The sequence below is a fragment of the Streptomyces sp. WAC04114 genome (assembly GCF_019733245.1).
GTDB classification, from domain to species: Bacteria; Actinomycetota; Actinomycetes; order Streptomycetales; family Streptomycetaceae; genus Streptomyces; species Streptomyces massasporeus_A.
The window spans coordinates 1-17,887 of sequence record NZ_JAIGQA010000167.1; the positions used below are offsets into that span (position 1 = coordinate 1).

The 17,887-nt window shown below is 70.7% G+C and carries 21 protein-coding genes; 10 read left to right on the forward strand and 11 right to left on the reverse strand.

Going from position 1 to position 17,887, the window contains the following annotated elements:
• Positions 1 to 46 precede the first annotated feature (46 nt).
• The 3 genes from K4G64_RS31220 to K4G64_RS31230 are packed head-to-tail and all read left to right on the forward strand — an operon-like array spanning position 47 to position 1,934.
• Complete coding sequence (locus K4G64_RS31220; protein WP_221759300.1) at positions 47 to 877, forward strand: AraC family transcriptional regulator; 831 nt, start codon at positions 47 to 49, stop codon at positions 875 to 877.
• A gap of 23 nt (positions 878 to 900) precedes the next feature.
• Positions 901 to 1,626, forward strand: coding sequence for an AzlC family ABC transporter permease (locus K4G64_RS31225; RefSeq protein WP_221759301.1), 726 nt, complete (start codon positions 901 to 903; stop codon positions 1,624 to 1,626).
• Positions 1,623 to 1,934 carry an AzlD domain-containing protein gene (locus tag K4G64_RS31230; RefSeq protein ID WP_221759302.1) on the forward strand — a complete coding sequence of 104 codons (312 nt, stop codon included), beginning with the start codon at positions 1,623 to 1,625 and terminating at the stop codon, positions 1,932 to 1,934. The genes K4G64_RS31225 and K4G64_RS31230 overlap by 4 nt, the downstream gene beginning before the upstream one ends.
• A gap of 23 nt (positions 1,935 to 1,957) precedes the next feature.
• Here the strand turns inward: K4G64_RS31230 and K4G64_RS31235 are convergent, their stop codons facing one another.
• On the reverse strand, positions 1,958 to 2,902 hold the full coding sequence (locus tag K4G64_RS31235) for a hypothetical protein (protein WP_221759303.1): 945 nt from the start codon (positions 2,900 to 2,902) through the stop codon (positions 1,958 to 1,960).
• Positions 2,903 to 2,981: 79 nt separating this feature from the next.
• Between K4G64_RS31235 and K4G64_RS31240 the strand changes: the two genes are divergently transcribed.
• Together K4G64_RS31240 and K4G64_RS31245 are read left to right on the forward strand one after the other, a co-directional pair.
• Complete coding sequence (locus K4G64_RS31240; RefSeq protein ID WP_030853368.1) at positions 2,982 to 3,176, forward strand: DUF3046 domain-containing protein; 195 nt, start codon at positions 2,982 to 2,984, stop codon at positions 3,174 to 3,176.
• Positions 3,177 to 3,403: 227 nt separating this feature from the next.
• Positions 3,404 to 4,675 (forward strand): AI-2E family transporter, encoded by a 1,272-nt coding sequence (locus K4G64_RS31245; RefSeq protein ID WP_221759304.1) that lies wholly within the window; start codon positions 3,404 to 3,406, stop codon positions 4,673 to 4,675.
• A gap of 65 nt (positions 4,676 to 4,740) precedes the next feature.
• On the opposite strand, the gene K4G64_RS31250 is transcribed toward K4G64_RS31245, so the two are convergent.
• Positions 4,741 to 5,295 (reverse strand): hypothetical protein, encoded by a 555-nt coding sequence (locus tag K4G64_RS31250; RefSeq protein ID WP_221759305.1) that lies wholly within the window; start codon positions 5,293 to 5,295, stop codon positions 4,741 to 4,743.
• Between the two features lie 251 nt (positions 5,296 to 5,546).
• Here K4G64_RS31250 and recA point away from each other — a divergent pair, with 251 nt between their 5' ends.
• Positions 5,547 to 6,671, forward strand: a complete 1,125-nt coding sequence (gene recA / locus K4G64_RS31255; RefSeq protein ID WP_221759306.1) for a recombinase RecA — start codon at positions 5,547 to 5,549, stop codon at positions 6,669 to 6,671.
• 3 nt (positions 6,672 to 6,674) lie between these two features.
• Positions 6,675 to 7,499, forward strand: a complete 825-nt coding sequence (gene recX / locus K4G64_RS31260) for a recombination regulator RecX (RefSeq protein WP_221759307.1) — start codon at positions 6,675 to 6,677, stop codon at positions 7,497 to 7,499.
• A 34-nt stretch (positions 7,500 to 7,533) separates the two neighbouring features.
• On the opposite strand, the gene K4G64_RS31265 is transcribed toward recX, so the two are convergent.
• The 8 genes from K4G64_RS31265 to K4G64_RS31295 all read right to left on the reverse strand — a co-directional run bounded on the left by K4G64_RS31265 (position 7,534) and on the right by K4G64_RS31295 (position 13,890).
• On the reverse strand, positions 7,534 to 7,953 hold the full coding sequence (locus K4G64_RS31265; RefSeq protein WP_308122543.1) for a rhodanese-like domain-containing protein: 420 nt from the start codon (positions 7,951 to 7,953) through the stop codon (positions 7,534 to 7,536).
• Complete coding sequence (locus tag K4G64_RS31270; protein WP_221759308.1) at positions 7,950 to 8,486, reverse strand: cysteine dioxygenase family protein; 537 nt, start codon at positions 8,484 to 8,486, stop codon at positions 7,950 to 7,952. Before K4G64_RS31270 ends, K4G64_RS31265 begins: the two co-directional genes overlap by 4 nt.
• Positions 8,487 to 8,582: 96 nt before the next feature.
• A complete protein-coding gene (locus K4G64_RS41570) occupies positions 8,583 to 8,744 on the reverse strand; it encodes a putative leader peptide (protein ID WP_374206463.1) in 162 nt (53 codons plus the stop codon).
• Between the two features lie 18 nt (positions 8,745 to 8,762).
• The gene (locus tag K4G64_RS31275) at positions 8,763 to 10,370 is read right to left on the reverse strand and encodes an FAD-dependent monooxygenase (protein WP_221759309.1); all 1,608 of its coding nucleotides are present in this window, start codon (positions 10,368 to 10,370) and stop codon (positions 8,763 to 8,765) included.
• A gap of 176 nt (positions 10,371 to 10,546) precedes the next feature.
• The gene (locus tag K4G64_RS31280; protein ID WP_221759310.1) at positions 10,547 to 11,440 is read right to left on the reverse strand and encodes an amino acid ABC transporter permease; all 894 of its coding nucleotides are present in this window, start codon (positions 11,438 to 11,440) and stop codon (positions 10,547 to 10,549) included.
• Positions 11,437 to 12,102 carry an amino acid ABC transporter permease gene (locus tag K4G64_RS31285; RefSeq protein WP_161361440.1) on the reverse strand — a complete coding sequence of 222 codons (666 nt, stop codon included), beginning with the start codon at positions 12,100 to 12,102 and terminating at the stop codon, positions 11,437 to 11,439. The genes K4G64_RS31280 and K4G64_RS31285 overlap by 4 nt, the downstream gene beginning before the upstream one ends.
• An 84-nt stretch (positions 12,103 to 12,186) precedes the next feature.
• Complete coding sequence (locus K4G64_RS31290) at positions 12,187 to 13,029, reverse strand: glutamate ABC transporter substrate-binding protein (protein WP_221759311.1); 843 nt, start codon at positions 13,027 to 13,029, stop codon at positions 12,187 to 12,189.
• Positions 13,030 to 13,113: 84 nt separating this feature from the next.
• Complete coding sequence (locus K4G64_RS31295; protein ID WP_097221293.1) at positions 13,114 to 13,890, reverse strand: amino acid ABC transporter ATP-binding protein; 777 nt, start codon at positions 13,888 to 13,890, stop codon at positions 13,114 to 13,116.
• 287 nt (positions 13,891 to 14,177) lie between these two features.
• Between K4G64_RS31295 and K4G64_RS31300 the strand changes: the two genes are divergently transcribed.
• Both K4G64_RS31300 and K4G64_RS31305 read left to right on the forward strand, forming a co-directional pair.
• Positions 14,178 to 14,864: a response regulator transcription factor gene (locus K4G64_RS31300; protein ID WP_031103505.1), complete on the forward strand. Its 687-nt coding sequence runs from the start codon at positions 14,178 to 14,180 to the stop codon at positions 14,862 to 14,864.
• A gap of 9 nt (positions 14,865 to 14,873) precedes the next feature.
• The gene (locus K4G64_RS31305) at positions 14,874 to 16,280 is read left to right on the forward strand and encodes a HAMP domain-containing sensor histidine kinase (RefSeq protein ID WP_221759312.1); all 1,407 of its coding nucleotides are present in this window, start codon (positions 14,874 to 14,876) and stop codon (positions 16,278 to 16,280) included.
• Positions 16,281 to 16,350: 70 nt separating this feature from the next.
• Here K4G64_RS31305 and K4G64_RS31310 read toward each other — a convergent pair whose 3' ends face one another.
• Positions 16,351 to 17,352, reverse strand: a complete 1,002-nt coding sequence (locus K4G64_RS31310; RefSeq protein ID WP_221759313.1) for a TAXI family TRAP transporter solute-binding subunit — start codon at positions 17,350 to 17,352, stop codon at positions 16,351 to 16,353.
• 97 nt (positions 17,353 to 17,449) lie between these two features.
• On the opposite strand from K4G64_RS31310, the gene K4G64_RS31315 reads away from it, so the two are divergent.
• Positions 17,450 to 17,857, forward strand: coding sequence for a MazG nucleotide pyrophosphohydrolase domain-containing protein (locus K4G64_RS31315; protein WP_030853323.1), 408 nt, complete (start codon positions 17,450 to 17,452; stop codon positions 17,855 to 17,857).
• The last annotated feature ends 30 nt before the right edge of the window (positions 17,858 to 17,887 follow it).

Consider the following 17,887-nt stretch of genomic DNA (forward strand, 5'->3'; position numbering starts at 1 on the left):
CTTCGGGGGTGGGTCCTGTCGCCCCGCGACCGCGGACAATGGTCATATGAACGAGCGCGCACGGCACTGGCAGTACGACGAGCTGCCCGGGGTCGATCTGCTGCGGGCCCGGTATGTGCGCAAGACGTTCGTGCGGCACACGCACGAGAACTTCGTGATCGCCGCCATCGCCGACGGGGTGGAGGTCTTCCACCACGGAGGGGGCGACCAGTACGCGGGGGCAGGGGCCCTCGCACTGGTGAATCCCGACACACCGCACACCGGGCGGGCCGGGGTGCCCGAAGGCTGGCGGTACGGAGCCGTGTACCCGCCGGCGGACGTGGTGGCGGAGATCGCGGCCGAGACGTCGACGCTGCGCGGGACGCCGGGCTTCGTCAGCCCGGTGATGGACGACCCCTACGCCGTGGGGCTCGTGCACCAGGTGCTGCGGGCCGCCGACGAGGGCAACGCGCTGGCCGCGGACACCCTGCTGAGGGTGGCGGTGACCAGGCTGCTGCGGCTGAACGGCGGACCCATGCCGCGGCGGGAGGTGCGCACCGCGGGAGCCCGGATCGCGGCACGCGCGCGTGGCGTGCTGGAGGACCGCATGGCACGGCCGCCGACCCTGGAGCGGCTGGCGGCCGATCTCGGGACCAGCCCGTTCGCCCTGCTGCGGGCCTTCCGGGACACCTACGGCATGCCACCGCACGCCTGGCTCACGGACGCGCGCGTACGCCGGGCGCGACAACTGCTGGACACCGGGACGACTCCCTCCGAGGCCGCCGTGACCGTCGGATTCACCGACCAGCCCCACCTCAACCGTCACTTCAGCCGGATGGTCGGTGTGCCTCCGGGGGCGTACCAGCGGGAGCGCAAGAACGTACAAGACCTGCGGTAGCCCGGGCCCGTAGCGTGCCGGGCGTGGCAGATCGGACAGCTCTCGAAGACGCAGACATCGGTGTGAAGGCGGACCGGGCCGTCGTACGCGACGCCCTGGGGGTCGGGGTGGCCGTCGGGCTGTCCGGGTTCGCCTTCGGGGTGACCTCGGCCGGCGGCGGGCTCACGCTGCTTCAGACGTGCGCGCTCAGTCTTCTGGTGTTCACCGGCGCGTCCCAGTTCGCCCTGGTGGGGGCTCTCGCCGCCGGGGGCAGCCCGTTCACCGCCGCCGCAGGGGCCTTCTTCCTGGGCGTGCGGAACGCCTTCTACGGCTTGCGTCTGTCGCAGCTGCTGGCACTCCCGCGCGCGGTGCGGCCGCTCGCCGCCCAGTGGGTGATCGACGAGACGGCCGCCGTCGCACTCGCCCAGCCCACGCGCCGCACCGCCCGGCTCGGGTTCGTCGTGACCGGGCTGAGCCTGTACCTCCTGTGGAACCTCACCACGCTGCTCGGTGCCCTGGGCGCCGAGGCCATCGGGGACACGGACGCGTGGGGGCTGGACGCCGCCGGGCCCGCGGTGTTCCTGGCGCTGCTCGCGCCGATGCTGAAGACCGGCACCGAGCGGGCCGTCGCCGGGCTCGCCGTGCTGCTGGGACTCGGGCTGCTGCCCGTGCTGCCCGCCGGGGTGCCGGTGCTGCTGGCCGCCCTGGCGGCGCCGGCCGTGCTGTGGGCGGACGGCCGGCGCCGCGAGGGACAGGCGGACGCGCGGTGAACGTCTGGATCGCGATCGGGGCGACCGTCCTCGGCTGCTACGCCGTCAAACTGGCCGGGCTCTTGGTGCCCGCAGGGGCCCTGGAGCGGCCCGTCGTCAAGCGTCTCGCCGCGCTGCTGCCCGTCGCGCTGCTCGCGGCCCTCACGGCCCAGCAGACCTTCGCCGACGGCCGGACGCTGGTGCTGGACGCGCGGGCCGCCGGGCTCGCCGCCGCGGCCGTGGCGCTGCTGATGCGCGCCCCCTTCCTGCTCGTCGTCGCCGCGGCTGTGGTGGTGACCGCGGGAGTGCGGGCCCTGGGGGCGGGATGATCAGTCGTCGGCGGGCGGGATGATCAGTCGACCGTGCGGCCGTACGCGCTGAGCACGCGCAGGGCCTCGATCGTCACGAGCGGGCGCGCCTCCAGGGCGGGGGCAGGGGCCCAATGGCGCCACCGGACGGGCCAGCCGCCGTCCTCCTGCTGCTGGGCCGCGAGGTGGTCCAGGGAGCGGGCCATCTCATCGTCCGTGAACCACGCGCGCGCGAGCGAGCTCGGCGTCCGCGCGTAGTCGTACGGGAAGTGGTGCTCCCCCGGGGCGTAGCCGGGGGACACCGGATACGCGTCGAGGCGGTCGGGATCCAGGGCCGCGAGCCGGTGCTCGCGGACCAGGCGGCCGAGACGATGGGCGGCCGCCTCCGCGCGCGGGCGATCGGGCGCGGAGTCCAGGAAGGTCACGGCGGCCTCGATCTCGTACGGATGCGACTTCTCCAGGGACTCGACCGCCCGCCAGCAGAAGTCCGTGGCCCGGAAGAGCCACGCGTGCCACACCTCGTTGCGATTCAGCAGCCCCACCACCGGCCCGGTGGCCAGGAGGTCGCTGGGCGGATCATCCACCACCGGCACGAAGGGGGCCGTGGGGTAGTCGCGCTGACTGGGGTGGATCGCCGGGAGGGCGCCGTCCGCGGTGGAGACGGACGTCAGATAGCGGCACATGCGTTCCACGCGCTGGCCGGCACAGCGTCCGACCGCGTCCAGGACGCGCAGCGCGTGCGCGGTGTGCAACGGCTGGCTGACCGGGCCGCGCAGATCCGGCTCCAGCGCGTGGCCGTACCCGCCGTCCTCGTTGCGGTAGGCGTCCAGGGCGGTCTCCACCGGGTCGGCGGCGGCGCCCCGGAAGTGGTGGGCGAAGCGGCGCTGCTCGAGCACGCGCGCGGTGAGCCAGACGAAACGCTCCGCGCGCGTGACGGGGCTGTGCGGCGGGGGCGTCGGGGGAAATTCGGTAGCTCCTGTTTCGGCCATGGGTCAGACCGTAGGGCGCGAAGCGGCGTCGGCAGGCGGTCCCGGCCCGGCCCACCCCCAGGAGCGGGATACTGGGTTCATGCGGTTGACGGTCTTCTGGCAGCGGATGGCGGAGCACTTCGGTCCTGGTTACGCCGAGATGTTCGCGCGCGACCACGTGATGTCCGAGCTGGGCGGGCGCACGGTGCACGAGGCCCTGGCGGCCGGCTGGGACGCCAAGGAGGTCTGGCAGGTGGTCTGCTCGGTGATGGACGTGCCCCGGGAGAGGCGCTGACCGGCTGACGGTTGCCGATCAGCCGGGGCGATCGCCGGGCGGTGGGACGGACGGCTTCGGTGGCGGCCGACCTGATCGGCGGCCGACCTTGCGGAGGGTGACCGACCGGGCCGTATGGCCTTGCCGGCCACCGCCCCGACCAGCCGGTGGGCCTCGGACGTCGTCGCCCGGTCACGAAGATCGCAGCCGGGCAGACGGCTGTCGGTGGCGTGGGCGAGACTTGGACCGTGGCACCCACTGACGAGACCGGGCAGGCAGCCCAGCAGCCCTCCGCTTCCGGCACGACGTCGCCCGCCCGGCCCCCGGTCGGCGGGGCCGGGACGAACGGCCGCATGCCGCGCTGGCTGCCGCGCGCCATGGTGCTCGCGCTCGCGCTCGTCGCCGCGTTCCAGCTGGGCAGCTGGGCCTTCCACCAGGTCACCGGCCTGCTGATCAACATCCTCATCGCGTTCTTCCTGGCGCTCGCCATAGAACCCGCGGTGAGCTGGATGGCCTCACGCGGCATGCGCAGGGGGCTGGCCGCGTTCATCGTCTTCATCGGCGTGATGGTCGTCTCGGCCGGCTTCGTCACCCTGCTCGGTTCCGTCCTCGCGGACCAGATCATCAAGCTGATCGAGGGTTTCCCCGAGTACCTCGACTCCGTCATCAACTGGATCAACACGCACTTCAAGACCGACCTGAAGCGCGTCGACATCCAGGAGGGCCTGCTCCGCTCCGACTGGCTGCGCAACTACGTCCAGAACAGCGCCACCGGCGTCCTGGACGTGTCCGCCCAGGTCATCGGGGGCCTCTTCCAACTGCTCACGATCGCCCTGTTCTCGTTCTACTTCGCTGCGGACGGCCCCCGGCTGCGCCGCGCGATCTGCTCGGTCCTGCCGCCCGCCCGCCAGGCCGAGGTGCTGCGCGCGTGGGAGATCGCCGTGAACAAGACCGGCGGCTACATCTACTCCCGCGGCCTGATGGCACTGATCTCCGGCGTGGCGCACTTCGTCCTGTTGCAGGCCCTGGACGTGCCCTACGCGCCCGTGCTCGCCGTGTGGGTGGGACTGGTGTCGCAGTTCATCCCCACCATCGGCACGTATCTCGCGGGCGCCCTGCCCATGCTGATCGCGTTCACGGTGGATCCCTGGTACGCGCTCTGGGTCCTGATCTTCGTCGTGATCTACCAGCAGTTCGAGAACTACGTGCTGCAGCCCAAGCTGACCTCCAAGACCGTCGACATCCACCCCGCCGTCGCCTTCGGCTCGGTCATCGCCGGCACCGCCCTCCTCGGCGCCGTCGGCGCGCTGATCGCCATCCCCGCCGTCGCCACGCTCCAGGCGTTCCTCGGGGCGTACGTGAAGCGCTACGACGTCACGGACGACCCCCGAGTGCACGGCCACCACCGACGGGGAGAGGGACCGGGCCTGCTCACGCGTGCGAGGGCGGTGTGGGCACGGCGTCAGGGAGCGGAACGACCCGGACACAGGGGCTCCGGGTCCGGGGAGAACTCCTCTTGAGAGACCGGAGTTGAGAGGGCGGAGCTGAGAAGCCCGGCCGAGGGGCCGGCCCGACCGTCAGGCTCCTACGGCGTCGCCACCTTCAGCAGGCTCGCCCGCTCGTCGGGTGGGATGAACCCGTCCGGCAGCGTCCGGTCGTCCAGCAGCCCGAGCACCAGGTCGGCATGCTCGGCGAAGACGGCCCGGCATCGTGCGCGCTCCGGGTGGTCGCTGTCGCTGCCCAGGAACCGGATCGCCTGCTCACTGCTTCCGTCGACGGGATGTGAGAGCTCCGCGACGACCAGCAGGATCTCGACCAGCTCGGCCCGCACCGGCACCGCCGGGTCCGCGGCGAGACGGAGCAGGAACGGCAGCGCCGCGGGCATGGCCGGGCCCATGCTGAAGGGGCTGTCCATCAGGACGATGCAGAGCACCCGCTCGGCCTCCCGAGCAGCGGCCGGATCGAGCAGGCCGCGCAGGAGGGCCGGGACCCCGGCGGGGCACTCGGGGAAGTCGGCCCAGGCGATGTCGTCGCAGCCGCGCAGCGCGGGGTGGTCCAGTCCGGCCTGCGGGGCCCGCGGGAACTCCTGGAGGAACCGCGCGACTGCGGCTTCCTTGCCCGCCGTGGTGATCCGACACATCCGTCTCTCCCCCTGAGTGCGCGCCGTCGCGATCAGGGTAGGCGGTGCCACGTGGTGCGCTTGACACCAAAATCGAACATCCATTCTCATGGAGGCACCGGCGAAGCTCAACGAAGGGCATTTCGACGTACTTTGGGTAGAGAAATGCCCGAGTTATCCACAGGCCGGACGTGCGTCGGGGCGCGTTGTCAGTGGCAGGCGTTAGCGTCTTTGACGTGAAGCGATCGACTCAAGCAAATCGGGTGGAACCCATGGCAGGAACCGACCGCGAGAAGGCCCTGGATGCCGCGCTCGCACAGATTGAACGGCAATTCGGCAAGGGCGCGGTCATGCGCATGGGCGACCGGGTCAACGAGCCCATCGAGGTCATCCCGACCGGGTCCACCGCCCTGGACGTGGCCCTCGGCGTGGGCGGCCTGCCGCGCGGCCGTGTCGTCGAGGTCTACGGACCGGAATCCTCCGGTAAGACCACCCTGACCCTGCACGCGGTGGCGAACGCGCAGAAGGCCGGAGGCCAGGTCGCCTTCGTCGACGCGGAGCACGCCCTCGACCCCGAGTACGCGAAGAAGCTCGGCGTCGACATCGACAACCTCATCCTCTCCCAGCCGGACAACGGCGAGCAGGCCCTGGAGATCGTGGACATGCTGGTCCGCTCCGGCGCCCTCGACCTCATCGTCATCGACTCCGTCGCCGCGCTCGTCCCGCGCGCGGAGATCGAGGGCGAGATGGGCGACAGCCACGTCGGTCTGCAGGCCCGTCTGATGAGCCAGGCCCTGCGGAAGATCACCAGCGCGCTCAACCAGTCCAAGACCACCGCGATCTTCATCAACCAGCTCCGCGAGAAGATCGGCGTGATGTTCGGCTCCCCGGAGACCACGACCGGTGGCCGGGCGCTGAAGTTCTACGCCTCGGTGCGCATCGACATCCGCCGCATCGAGACCCTGAAGGACGGCACGGAGGCGGTCGGTAACCGCACCCGCTGCAAGGTCGTCAAGAACAAGGTCGCGCCGCCCTTCAAGCAGGCCGAGTTCGACATCCTCTACGGCCAGGGCATCAGCCGCGAGGGCGGCCTGATCGACATGGGCGTGGAGCACGGCTTCGTCCGCAAGGCCGGCGCCTGGTACACGTACGAGGGCGACCAGCTCGGCCAGGGCAAGGAGAACGCGCGCAACTTCCTGAAGGACAACCCCGACCTGGCCAACGAGATCGAGAAGAAGATCAAGGAGAAGCTGGGCGTCGGTGTGCGTCCCGAGGAGCCGGCCACCGAACCGGGCACGGACGCCGCGGTCTCCGCACCGGCCGACGCGGCCCCGGCCGTCCCCGCCCCGGCAGCGGCCAAGACCGCCAAGTCCAAGGCCGCCGCAGCCAAGAGCTGACCCGTGACACGGCGAACCGACTGGGCGGAGTACGAGTACACCGCCTCCGGTGCCCCACGGGGGAGGGGCACCGGAGGCGACACCGGCTCAGCCGTGGACGGGAGGGAAGGCCCCGGGGGCGTGCCGTTCGAGGACGACGGGCTGTACGGGTACGAGGACGGGGGCGACCCGGGGCCGCGCGGGGGCGGCTCATCCAGCGGCGGCTCGCGTGACGGCGGGCCGCGCGGCAGGCGCGGTCGTCGTCGGCGTGGCTTCGGCGAGGCGGCGGCTGACACCGAGGACGGAGGCGCCCCCTCCTCGTCGAGGGCCGAGCAGGAGGCACCTCCAGGGGACCCGGTCGAGCGGGCTCGGGCGATCTGCCTGCGCCTGCTCACCGGGACCCCGCGGACCCGCAAGCAGCTCGCCGACGCCCTGCGCAAGCGGCAGATCCCGGACGACGCCGCCGAGGAGGTGCTGTCGCGGTTCGAAGAGGTCGGCCTCATCAACGACGGCGCGTTCGCGGACGCCTGGGTGGAGTCCCGCCACCACGGCAGAGGGCTGGCCCGGCGCGCGCTCGCCCGGGAGCTACGCACCAAGGGCGTCGACTCCACGCTGATCGACGAGGCCGTCTCCCAGCTCGACTCCGAGCAGGAAGAGGAGACCGCGCGTGAGCTCGTCGCACGCAAGCTCCGCTCCACCCGCGGACTCGACCGCGACAAACGCCTCCGGCGCCTCGCGGGCATGCTCGCCCGCAAGGGCTACCCCGAAGGCATGGCTCTGAGGGTGGTGCGGCAAGCGCTGGAGGAGGAAGGGGAGGACACGGAGTTTCTCGGGGAGGAGGGCTTCTGAGGGGTGCGCAAGCCACCCGCAAGCCACCCGGAGCTCACTCCACCGGCAACCCCGCCCCGCGCCAAGCCTGGAATCCTCCGACCAGGTCCGTGGCCCGGTGCAGGCCCAGCTGGTGCAAGGACTGGGCCGCCAGGCTGGAGGCGTAGCCCTCGTTGCAGATCACGACGACGCGCAGGGCGTGGCTCGTCACCTCGGGGAGGTGGTGGCTGCCCTGGGGGTCGAGGCGCCACTCCAGTTCGTTGCGCTCGACGACGTGGGCGCCCGGGATGAGGCCGTCCCGTTCACGCAGGGCGGCGTAGCGGATGTCGACCAGGAGGGCATCGCCGGCCTGGGCAGCCTCATACGCCTCCCGCGCTTCGACCCGCTCGTAGCCCGCCCGTACACGCTCCAGCAACTCGTCGATGCCGACGGGGGATCGAGGGGCGCTGCCTGCCGGCCCGGGTGTGGTGCTCACTGCCAGTCCTCCGGTCGTTCGACCTGCTCGAGCCGCAGGACCGGGCCGCTGCGGCTGTAGCGGCGGATCCGCGGCAGGGGCGGGTAGTAGGCGTGGACGGAGATCGCGTGCCGGTCGGGCGACTCGTTGAGCACCTCGTGGACGTGGTGCCGGCCGAAGGCGCGGCCCTGACCGGTCCGCAGCCGGCGTTCCCGGTCCACGTCCCCGGCGAGTTCCAGGGTCTTCCAGCCGTCGGTGGGCAGCCGCGCGGCGAGGGAGTTCTCCTTGAGCTCACCCGACGCGGTCAGGAAGGCGCCGACCGAGTCGGCATGGTCGTGCCAACCGGTGCCGGTGCCGGGCGGCCAGCCGATCAGCCAGGCCTCGCTGCCGCCGGGCCCGTCCAGCCGCACCCATGTGCGGCCCTCAGGGTCGAGTGGCAGGGATTCAATCAGCTCGGTGTCGGCGGCGGTGCGCCGCACGAAGGCGTAGAGGTCGGCCTGGGTGGGAGCCGGACCGACCGAGACCGAAGCGGTCGCAGAAGGGGATACAGACACGGGTGCCGTCCTGAAGGTCCTGGTGAGGGTTCGCGAGCAAGGCGCGGCAGCCGGCAGACAGGGCGCGGCGCGCGCACAAGGGAGGGGAATGCGAAGTCAGCAGGACGGGCGACACACGCAGCCCGCATAGCGGAGGAGGTCCATATGGACCCTCCGCCACAGGCGCACACAGGTGTCGGTCACGCACCGGAGTACACCATGGCGGCCCGGGCGGGTCAACTCACTGTCACCATGCGGACGCACCGTGACAGTGAGCACATCACTCCGGCGCCGACCTCAGCGCGAACCGGCCGAAGCACCGGCCTCCGCCTGCGCTTTCACCGGCCCGCCGACCGCCGCCTCCGCCGCGGCGTACAGATCGGCCGGGCGCACCCCGCTCAGGGCGGTCACGAGGTGCCCATCGGGGCGCACCAGCAGCACCGTGTGCGCGGCCGCACCCGGATACCTCTCGGCGACGAGCAGCTCAGCGTGGTGCGGCAGAGCCGTGACCGCCGCCGCGAGCTGCGGCATGATGCCCGCGCTGACCCAGTGCTTGCGCTCCCAGACGCCCGTGCCCGGTGCGATCAGCACCACGAGCAGCGCACCGCGGCCGAGCCGGTCCCGCAGTCGTACGAAGGTGCCGTCCTCCGCGGTGACCCGTACATCGGTGACCGGTGTGCCGAGCGGTGTGCCGACCGGCACCTCCCCCTCGAGGCGTTGGGGTGCGAGCGGCGAGTCGGCGTACGCCCCCGGCGCGCCGAGCTGGCCCTGCCCCAAGTGACCCTCCGTGAGGAGAGCGTCGTGGCCCCGGGACGAGCCGGGCACGACGGAGCGCAGCCCACCGCCGCCGCGCAGCAGCGGCAGCGCCTGGTCGGCGGCGCGCAGCCGGGCGGCGACGACCGCACGGCGTTCCGTCTGGTAGCTGTCGAGGAGAGCCTCGTGCGGCCCGTGGTGCCAGGCCAGGGCCAGTTTCCAGGCGAGGTTGTCGGCGTCCCGCAGTCCCTCGTCCAGACCGTGTGTGCCCAGCGCGCCGAGCAGGTGGGCCGCGTCCCCGGCGAGGAACACGCGGTCGGCGCGCCAGCGGCGTGCCAGCCGGTGGTGGACGGTGTGGACACCGGTGTCCAGCAGCTCGTACGGCGCTGCCGTGCCGCCCGCCCAGCCGGCCAGGGTCTCCCGGATGCGAGTGAGCAGCAGCTCGGGGGTGACCAGGTCCTTGCCGGGCGGCAGCAGCCAGTCCAGGCGCCAGACGCCGTCCGGCAGCGGGCGCGCGGTGACCTCGCCGGCCGAGGGGTCGGACATGCGCCAGGGCGGCGAGCGGTGCAGCAACGCCTCGTCCTGCCAGGGCAGTTCCGTACGGAGCGCGGCGACGGCGTGACGTTCCACCGCCGTACGGCCCGGGAAGCGGATGTCCTGGATCTTGCGCACGGTCGAGCGGGGGCCGTCGCAACCCACCAGGTAACTGCCTCGCCACCAGGTGCCCTTGGGGCCGCGGGTGTGGGCCGTGACGCCGGAGGACTCCTGTTCGAGGCCGTCGAGGCGGCTCTCCACCGCGACCTTGACGAGCCGCTCGTCGGCGAGGGCCGCGCGCAGGGCGCCGGTCAGCACGTGCTGGGCGATGTGTAGGGGGGCGGGTTCGGCGCCGTCGAAGACGATCTCGCGCATCACCTGCTTGCGCCGCATCGACCGCCATCCGGCCCAATGCGCACCGGCTCCGGCGAGGGACATGCCGGTCAGCCGCTCCACCAGGGCGGCGGTGTCCTCGCGCAGGACGACGGTGCGCGCCGCGCGGGGTTCGTCCTTGCCCGGGCCCTCGTCGAGGACGACGCACGGCACCTCCTGACGCGCCAGCGCCAAGGCGAGCGTGAGCCCGACGGGCCCCGCTCCCACGATGATCACCGGGTCCACGGCGAGGCGCCCCCTGCCCGCGGTGGTGTCCTGAGAGACGTAGGTGAACAGGAAGTTGGAGCAGGGTGCACGATCACAGAACGTATGCAACCCATTGCCGGTGCTTGCGTCAAGTGACGAGGGGCAGTGGCGATCATGCCACTGCCCCTGAGTGTGTCATATGGGTTGACCGAGGGTCAGATGGTGCCTCCGCCGCCCGTCCCGGTGGTGCCGGCGATCTGCGTGTCGTCCGCGGCCACGACCGCGCCCGTCGACTTCTTGGCGCGCCGCAGCCTGCGCTCCAGCCAGCTCGCGAACGAGGTGAGGGCGAAGTTGAGCGCGATGAAGATGAGGGCCACGACCGTGAAGCTGGCGATGACGTTCGCGCCGTAGTAGCCGCTCATGGTGTTCGCCGCGGAGAGCAGCTCGGAGTAGGTGAGGACGGCGCCGCCGAGCGCGGTGTCCTTCACGATCACGACGAGCTGACTCACGATGGCCGGGAGCATCGCGGTGACGGCCTGAGGCAGCAGGACCAGGCGCATCAGCTGGCCCTTGCGCAGGCCGATCGCCATCGCCGCCTCGGACTGGCCCTTGGGCAGGGACAAGATGCCCGCCCGGACGATCTCCGCCAGGACGGAGGCGTTGTACAGCACCAGGCCGGTCACGACCGCGTACAGCGGACGGTCGTCGGAGCTGACGTTGGTGTATTCGGCGAACAGCGCGAGGCCAAAGATCATCAGCACCAGCACGGGGATGGAGCGGAAGAACTCCACCACGACTGCGGCGGGCACCCGGACCCATGCGTGGTCCGACAGGCGGGCGATGCCGAGAACCGCGCCGAGCGGCATCGCGATGATCACAGCCAGGGCGGCGGCCTTCAAGGTGTTCTGCAGGCCCGGCAGGATGTACGTGGTCCAGGCCTCGGAGTGGAAGAACGGCTCCCACAAGGCCCACTCCAGCTGGCCCTTGTCCTCGAGGGTTCCGAACACCCACCACAGCAGAGCGGCGACGGCGACCAGGAAGACCACCGTGAGGACGGCGTTGCGGCGCTTGGCGCGAGGCCCCTGCGCGTCGTACAGAACGGAGCTCATCGCTTCACCGCCACCTTCTTGCCCACCCAGCCGAGGATCAGGCCGGTCGGCAGCGTCAGGACCACGAAACCGAACGCGATGATCGCGGAGATCAGCAGCAGCTGCGCCTCGTTCTCGATCATCTCCTTCATCAGTACTGCCGCTTCGGCGACACCGATGGCGGCGGCCACCGTGGTGTTCTTGATGAGGGCGATCAGCACATTCGCCAGCGGCACGACGGAGGACCGGAACGCCTGGGGCAGCACGACCAGACCCAGCACCTGGTTGAAGCTGAGGCCGATCGCGCGGGCGGCCTCGGCCTGCCCGACCGGCACCGTGTTGATGCCGGAGCGCAGCGCCTCGCACACGAAGGACGAGGTGTAGAGAATGAGGCCCAGGACGGCGAGCCGGAAGTTGATCGTCTCGACGTCGTTCGCGCCGAGGGAGACTCCCAACGTCTGGTTCAGGCCCAGCGACGTGAACAGGATGATGACGGTCAACGGGATGTTCCGCACGATGTTCACGTACGCGGTCCCGAAGGCGCGCATCAGCGGCACCGGGCCGACGCGCATGGCGGCCAGCAGGGTGCCCCAGATCAGGGAGCCGACGGCGGAGAGCACAGCGAGCTGCACTGTCGTCCAGAAGGCTCCCAGCAGGTCGTAATCCTCAAGAAAGTCGAACACGATCTCCCGTGCTTCCGCGTGTAGGGATGCCCACGCCGGTGCGCCGCCCCTTCCGGTGGGCGGCGCACCCTGTCAGGCGCTGCTTCAGCTCTTGATCTCGCCGATCTTCGGCGCCGGCTCGTTCTTGTAGTTGGCCGGGCCGAGGTTCTCGTCAACGGCCTTCTGCCAGGCCTTGTCGGCGACCATGGCCTCAAGAGCCTCGTTGATCTTGTCCTTGAGGTCGCTGCCCTTCTTGACGCCGATGCCATAGTTCTCGTTGGTCAGCTTGAAGCCGCCGAGCTTGAACTTGCCCTTGAACTGCGACTGGGCGGCGTAACCGGCGAGGATCGAGTCGTCGGTGGTCAGCGCGTCGACGGCACCGTTCTGCAGACCGGGGAGGCAGGCGGAGTACGTCGGGTACGGCTGCAGTTGCGCCTTGGGGGCCAGCTTTTCCTTGACGTTCTGCGCCGAGGTGGAGCCTGTGACCGAGCAGAGCTTGGCGTTGTTCAGGTCCTTCGGCGACTTGATCTTGTTGTCGTCCGCACGAACCAGAACATCCTGGTGGGCCAGCAGGTAAGGGCCGGCGAAGTCGACCTTCTCCTGGCGCTCGGGGGTGATCGAGTAGGTCGCCGCAATGAAGTCGACGTCACCACGCTGGAGCATGGTCTCGCGGTCGGCGCTCTTCGCTTCCTTCCACTCGATCTGGTCCTCGTTGTAACCGAGCTTCTTCGCGACGTACGTGGCGACATCGACGTCGAAGCCGGCGTAACCCTGCGGCGTCTTCTGGCCGAGGCCGGGCTGGTCGAACTTGATGCCGACCGTGATCGTCTTGCCGCCGCCGTCGGAACCGGAGTCGCCGCCCGAGCTGTTGTCGCCGCCACACGCGGTGGCGGTGAGGGCGAGAGCGAAGACGGTGGCCGAGGCGGCGGTGACCTTGCGGAGCTTCATGATGAACTTCCTTTGACTGGTGAAGAGATGCGGGCCCTCAAGGGGTGGGCGACACGGGGGCGCGTGGAAGCGCGACCCGCGCCGTCAGTGGTGCAGGATCTTCGACAGGAAGTCCTTGGCACGGTCGCTGCGCGGATTGCTGAAGAACTGGTCGGGCGCAGCCTCCTCGACGATTCGGCCGTCTGCCATGAACACCACGCGGTTTGCGGCCGATCGTGCGAAACCCATCTCATGGGTGACGACGATCATGGTCATGCCGTCGCGGGCGAGTTGCTGCATGACCTCCAGCACCTCGTTGATCATCTCGGGGTCGAGCGCGGAGGTCGGCTCGTCGAAGAGCATCACCTTGGGCTCCATGGCCAGCGCCCGGGCGATCGCGACACGCTGCTGCTGGCCGCCGGAGAGCTGCGCCGGGTACTTCTCGGCCTGCGCACCCACTCCGACCCGGTCGAGCAGGGCGCGGGCCCGCTCCTCGGCCGCCTTCTTGTCCTTCTTGCGGACCTTGATCTGGCCGAGCATCACGTTCTCGAGCACGGTCTTGTGCGCGAAGAGGTTGAAGGACTGGAAGACCATGCCGACATCGGCGCGGAGCTTGGCCAGCTCCTTGCCCTCGGCGGGCAGGGGCTTGCCGTCGATCGTGATCGTGCCGGAGTCGGTCGTCTCCAGGCGGTTGATGGTGCGGCACAGGGTGGACTTGCCGGACCCGGAGGGCCCGATGACCACGACGACTTCACCGCGGGCGATCGTCAGGTCGATGTCCTGGAGTACGTGCAACGCGCCGAAGTGCTTGTTGACGCTCTTCAGGACGACCAGTTCTCCGGTCGCGGCCACATCTTCCTTGGCCACCGATACTTCGGTCATCGCTCTCAGGCTCCGTCCTCCTCGGTTTCGGAGGACAGTAGTTACCCTCTACGACCTGCGTCATTACATCTGAGGGGAATCTGAGCATCACGATCCGATAGCAATCGGACACGTGTCGTAGCACTTATGAGCAGCGCTCATATCGGCCGGGTAACGGAAGCGCTCCGCAACCGGAACCCTCTTGACGCCGTCCTCATCCATCAGCGTGACTGCACAAGGTGCACGCGCGCGCGTGCACGCTTTTTACACACCTAGATCGTACGGCCAGTGAACCGAAGGGGGCCCGGATGAGACTGCTGCTCGTCGAGGACGACAACCACGTCGCCGCCGCCCTGTCGGCGGTTCTGGCGCGGCACGGGTTCGACGTCACACACGCGCGCAGCGGTGAGGAGGCCCTCCAGGCCCTCGTTCCCGAGAGCGACTGCTTCGGCGTCGTCCTCCTCGACCTGGGCCTGCCCGACCAGGACGGATACGAGGTCTGCGGCAAGATCCGCAAGCGGACCAGCACCCCGGTGATCATGGTGACCGCCCGCTCCGACGTGCGCTCCCGTATCCACGGCCTCAACCTCGGCGCCGACGACTACGTGGTGAAGCCCTACGACACCGGGGAGCTGCTCGCCCGGATCCACGCCGTGAGCCGGCGCACCTCCCACGAGGACACCTCCAGCGGCATCGAGACCGAGCTGCGGCTCGGCCCGGTGCACATCGAGCTGCCCAACCGCCGGGTCAGCGTGGACGGCTCGGTGATCCAGCTGACCCGCAAGGAGTTCGACCTGCTGGCCCTGCTCGCGCAGCGGCCCGGGGTGGTCTTCCGCCGGGAGCAGATCATCAGTGAGGTGTGGCAGACCAGCTGGGAGGGGACCGGGCGGACCCTTGAGGTGCATGTGGCGTCCCTGCGCGCCAAGCTGCGCATGCCGGCCCTCATCGAGACCGTACGCGGAGTCGGATACCGGCTCGTCGCGCCTGCCGGTTAGCGGGGCCGGGTGCGCACTCGTCTGCTCCCGCTGCTCATCATCCTGATGGCGGCCGTACTGCTCGCGCTCGGCGTCCCGCTCGCCGTGAGCCTCGCCGGGGCGCAGCAGCAGAAGGTCGTCGTCGACCGGATCGACGACACGGCGCGCTTCGCCGCCCTCGCACAGTTCGTCACCGACTCGCCCGACGGGACCGAGGGCGCGTTCGAAAACGAGCGCCTCGCCACCCTCAGCAGCGAGCTGACCAGCTACTACGACGTCTACGGCATCCGGTCCGGGGTCTTCTACCGCAGCGGCAGCGCCATGGCCCACGCCCCGGCCAAGTGGTCGCTGCCGAAGGAGGGCGAGGTACGGGACGCATTCGACGAGGCCCTGCTCAGCCGCCGCAGCCACGACCCGCAGCAGGTGTGGCCCTGGCAGCGCCGCAACCTCGTGGTCGCCTCGCCGGTCATCCGGGACGGTGACGTCGTCGCGGTCGTCGTCACCGATTCGCCCACCGGACAGCTGCGCTCCCGCACACTGCACGGCTGGCTGGTCATCGGCGCGGGGGAGTTCGCCGCGATGCTGCTGGCCGTCGGTGCCGCCCTGCGGCTGACGGGCTGGGTGCTCAAGCCCGTACGCGTGCTGGACGCCACCACCCACGACATCGCCACCGGGCGGCTCAAGTCACGGGTGGCCGCCGCCGGCGGGCCGCCGGAACTCCAGCGTCTGGCCCGGTCGTTCAACGAGATGGCGGACAACGTCGAGGATGTGCTGGAGCAGCAGCGCGCCTTCGTCGCCGACGCCTCGCACCAGTTGCGCAACCCCCTCGCGGCGCTGCTGCTGCGCATCGAGCTGCTCTCCTTCGAGCTGCCCGAGGGCAACAAGGAGATCGCCTCGGTCCAGGCCGAGGGCAAGCGCCTCGCGCAGGTCCTGGACGACCTGCTCGACCTGGCCCTGGCCGAGCACACCGAGGCGGATCTGAAGATCACCGACATCGGCGAGCTGGCCGCGGAACGCCTCGCGGCCTGGGCCCCGACCGCCGAGGCCAAGGGGGTGCGCCTGGTGGGGGACTGCCCGCCGACGACCGCGTGGGCGGACCCGGTCGCGCTGTCCAGCGCGCTGGACGCGGTCATCGACAACGCGGTGAAGTTCACGCCCGAGGACCGGACCGTCGAGGTGACCGTCGCCTCCCACGGCGACACCTCCACCGTCGTCGTCACCGACCAGGGCCCGGGCCTCACCGACGAGGAGCTGGCCCGCGTCGGCGACCGCTTCTGGCGCAGCGGCCGGCATCAGAACATCAAGGGCTCGGGCCTCGGGCTGTCCATCTCGCGGGCGCTGCTCGCGGCGGGCGGCGGTTCGATCGCCTACGACCGTCACGAGCCGCACGGACTGAAGGTCACGGTGGCGGTGCCGAGGTCGGCGCCGACGGTTTGACGACAGCCGACGGCATGAGGGCTGCGGCGTCACGGCTTGACGACAGCCGACCGCAAGAGGGCTGGGGGCGCTAAGGCTTGACCGACTGGTAGTAGCGCTGGGCGCCGGCGTGCAGCTGCAGCGGGTCGGTGTAGATCGCGGTACGGACGTCGACCAGCTGGGCCGAGTGGACCGTCGCGCCGATCAGGTCCCGGCTGTCGAGCACCGTGCGGGTCAGCCACTCGGTGAGCCGGGGGTCCATGTCGCTGCGGGTGAGCAGCACGTTGGACACCGCCAGGGTCGGCACCGCCTGACCGCGCTGGATGGTGGGGTAGGCCGACTCCGGCATCTTGGTGGCACGGTAGTAGCGCGTGGCGCCGCCCTGGTCGTGCAGCTTGGCCACGAGCCTTGCGTCGATCGGCACGAACCGGAACGCCGATGCCGACTTCTTGGCCGGCCGGCTCAGCCCGTCCGTGGGCAACCCGCCCGACCAGAAGAACGCGTCGAGGCCGTGCCCCAGCCGCTTGGGCCCAGTGTCGATGCCGTCCGAGGACGGCTGGATGTCCTTCTCCGGGTCGATGCCGGCGGCCCTGAGCACACCGTTGGCTATCAGCCGCACGCCGGAGTTGGGCAGCCCTATGGCCACGCGCTTGCCCCGCAGGTCGGAGACGGAGCGGATGTCCGAGTCCGGCGGTACGACGAGCTGGACGTAGTCGTCGTAGAGGCGGGCGAGGCCGCGCAGCCGGTCGGCGCCCGGGGCGTTGTCGAGCTTGTACGTGGCGATCGCGTCGGCCGCGGCGATGGCGAAGTCGGCCTCGCCGGTCGCCACGTCGGCGACGTTCTCCTGTGAGCCGGCGCTGGTCATCAGCCGCACACCGAGGTCGGGCATGTCCTTGTCGATCTCGGTGCGCAGGAGTTCCCCGTACTCGTGGTAGACCCCGGCGCGGGTGCCCGTACTGAACGTGATGGTCCCGCTCGGCGGCTCCTCGGCCCAGGGACGCAGCCACCACAGCAGCAGGCCGAGGACCACGAGGGCGGCGGTGCCGCCCTGCACGGCCCCGCGCCTGCCGATAGGGGGGAGCGTTCTGGACATGCGGGCGATCCTGCCAGCCGGGGTGCCCCTCTGACCAGGGCAGGGGTCACAGGGTGAGGGCGGGGGAGTGTCAGTGGCCGCCACTACAGTCGCCCTCATGAGCTCTTCGCCCGCCGACCTCGTCCGTGAATTCCACCGCGCCTTCGGCCTGGACGCCCGCAGTACGCCGACGGAGGTCTCCCCGGAACTCGCCGCTCACCGGGGCGAGCTTCTCGCGGAGGAGGCCGCTGAGGTGGCCGAGGTGTCGGTGCGGGGCCCGCTGGACCGGCTCGCCCATGAGCTGGCGGACGTGGTCTACGTCGCCTACGGCACGGCCCTGGTGCACGGCATCGACCTGGACGCGGTGCTCGCCGAGGTCCACCGCTCCAACATGACGAAGATCGGCCCCGACGGCTCGGTCTCCCGCCGTGAGGACGGAAAGGTCCTCAAGGGGGAGCACTACGAGGCGCCGGATGTGCCGGGGGTACTGCGCAGACAGGGGTGGGCGCCGGGCGGGGGCGCCTGACCCGAGGCATGAATCCGGGTCCTCCCGAAG

Excerpts from the sequence above, each read along its gene's own strand:
- K4G64_RS31220 (WP_221759300.1), top strand. The coding sequence starts at position 47 with ATGAACGAGCGCGCACGGCACTGGCAGTACGACGAGCTGCCCGGGGTC.
- K4G64_RS31235 (WP_221759303.1), bottom strand. The coding sequence starts at position 2,902 with ATGGCCGAAACAGGAGCTACCGAATTTCCCCCGACGCCCCCGCCGCAC.
- K4G64_RS31240 (WP_030853368.1), top strand. The coding sequence starts at position 2,982 with ATGCGGTTGACGGTCTTCTGGCAGCGGATGGCGGAGCACTTCGGTCCT.
- K4G64_RS31250 (WP_221759305.1), bottom strand. The coding sequence starts at position 5,295 with ATGTGTCGGATCACCACGGCGGGCAAGGAAGCCGCAGTCGCGCGGTTC.
- recA (WP_221759306.1), top strand. The coding sequence starts at position 5,547 with ATGGCAGGAACCGACCGCGAGAAGGCCCTGGATGCCGCGCTCGCACAG.
- K4G64_RS31280 (WP_221759310.1), bottom strand. The coding sequence starts at position 11,440 with ATGAGCTCCGTTCTGTACGACGCGCAGGGGCCTCGCGCCAAGCGCCGC.
- K4G64_RS31290 (WP_221759311.1), bottom strand. The coding sequence starts at position 13,029 with ATGAAGCTCCGCAAGGTCACCGCCGCCTCGGCCACCGTCTTCGCTCTC.
- K4G64_RS31295 (WP_097221293.1), bottom strand. The coding sequence starts at position 13,890 with ATGACCGAAGTATCGGTGGCCAAGGAAGATGTGGCCGCGACCGGAGAA.
- K4G64_RS31300 (WP_031103505.1), top strand. The coding sequence starts at position 14,178 with ATGAGACTGCTGCTCGTCGAGGACGACAACCACGTCGCCGCCGCCCTG.
- K4G64_RS31310 (WP_221759313.1), bottom strand. The coding sequence starts at position 17,352 with ATGTCCAGAACGCTCCCCCCTATCGGCAGGCGCGGGGCCGTGCAGGGC.
- K4G64_RS31315 (WP_030853323.1), top strand. The coding sequence starts at position 17,450 with ATGAGCTCTTCGCCCGCCGACCTCGTCCGTGAATTCCACCGCGCCTTC.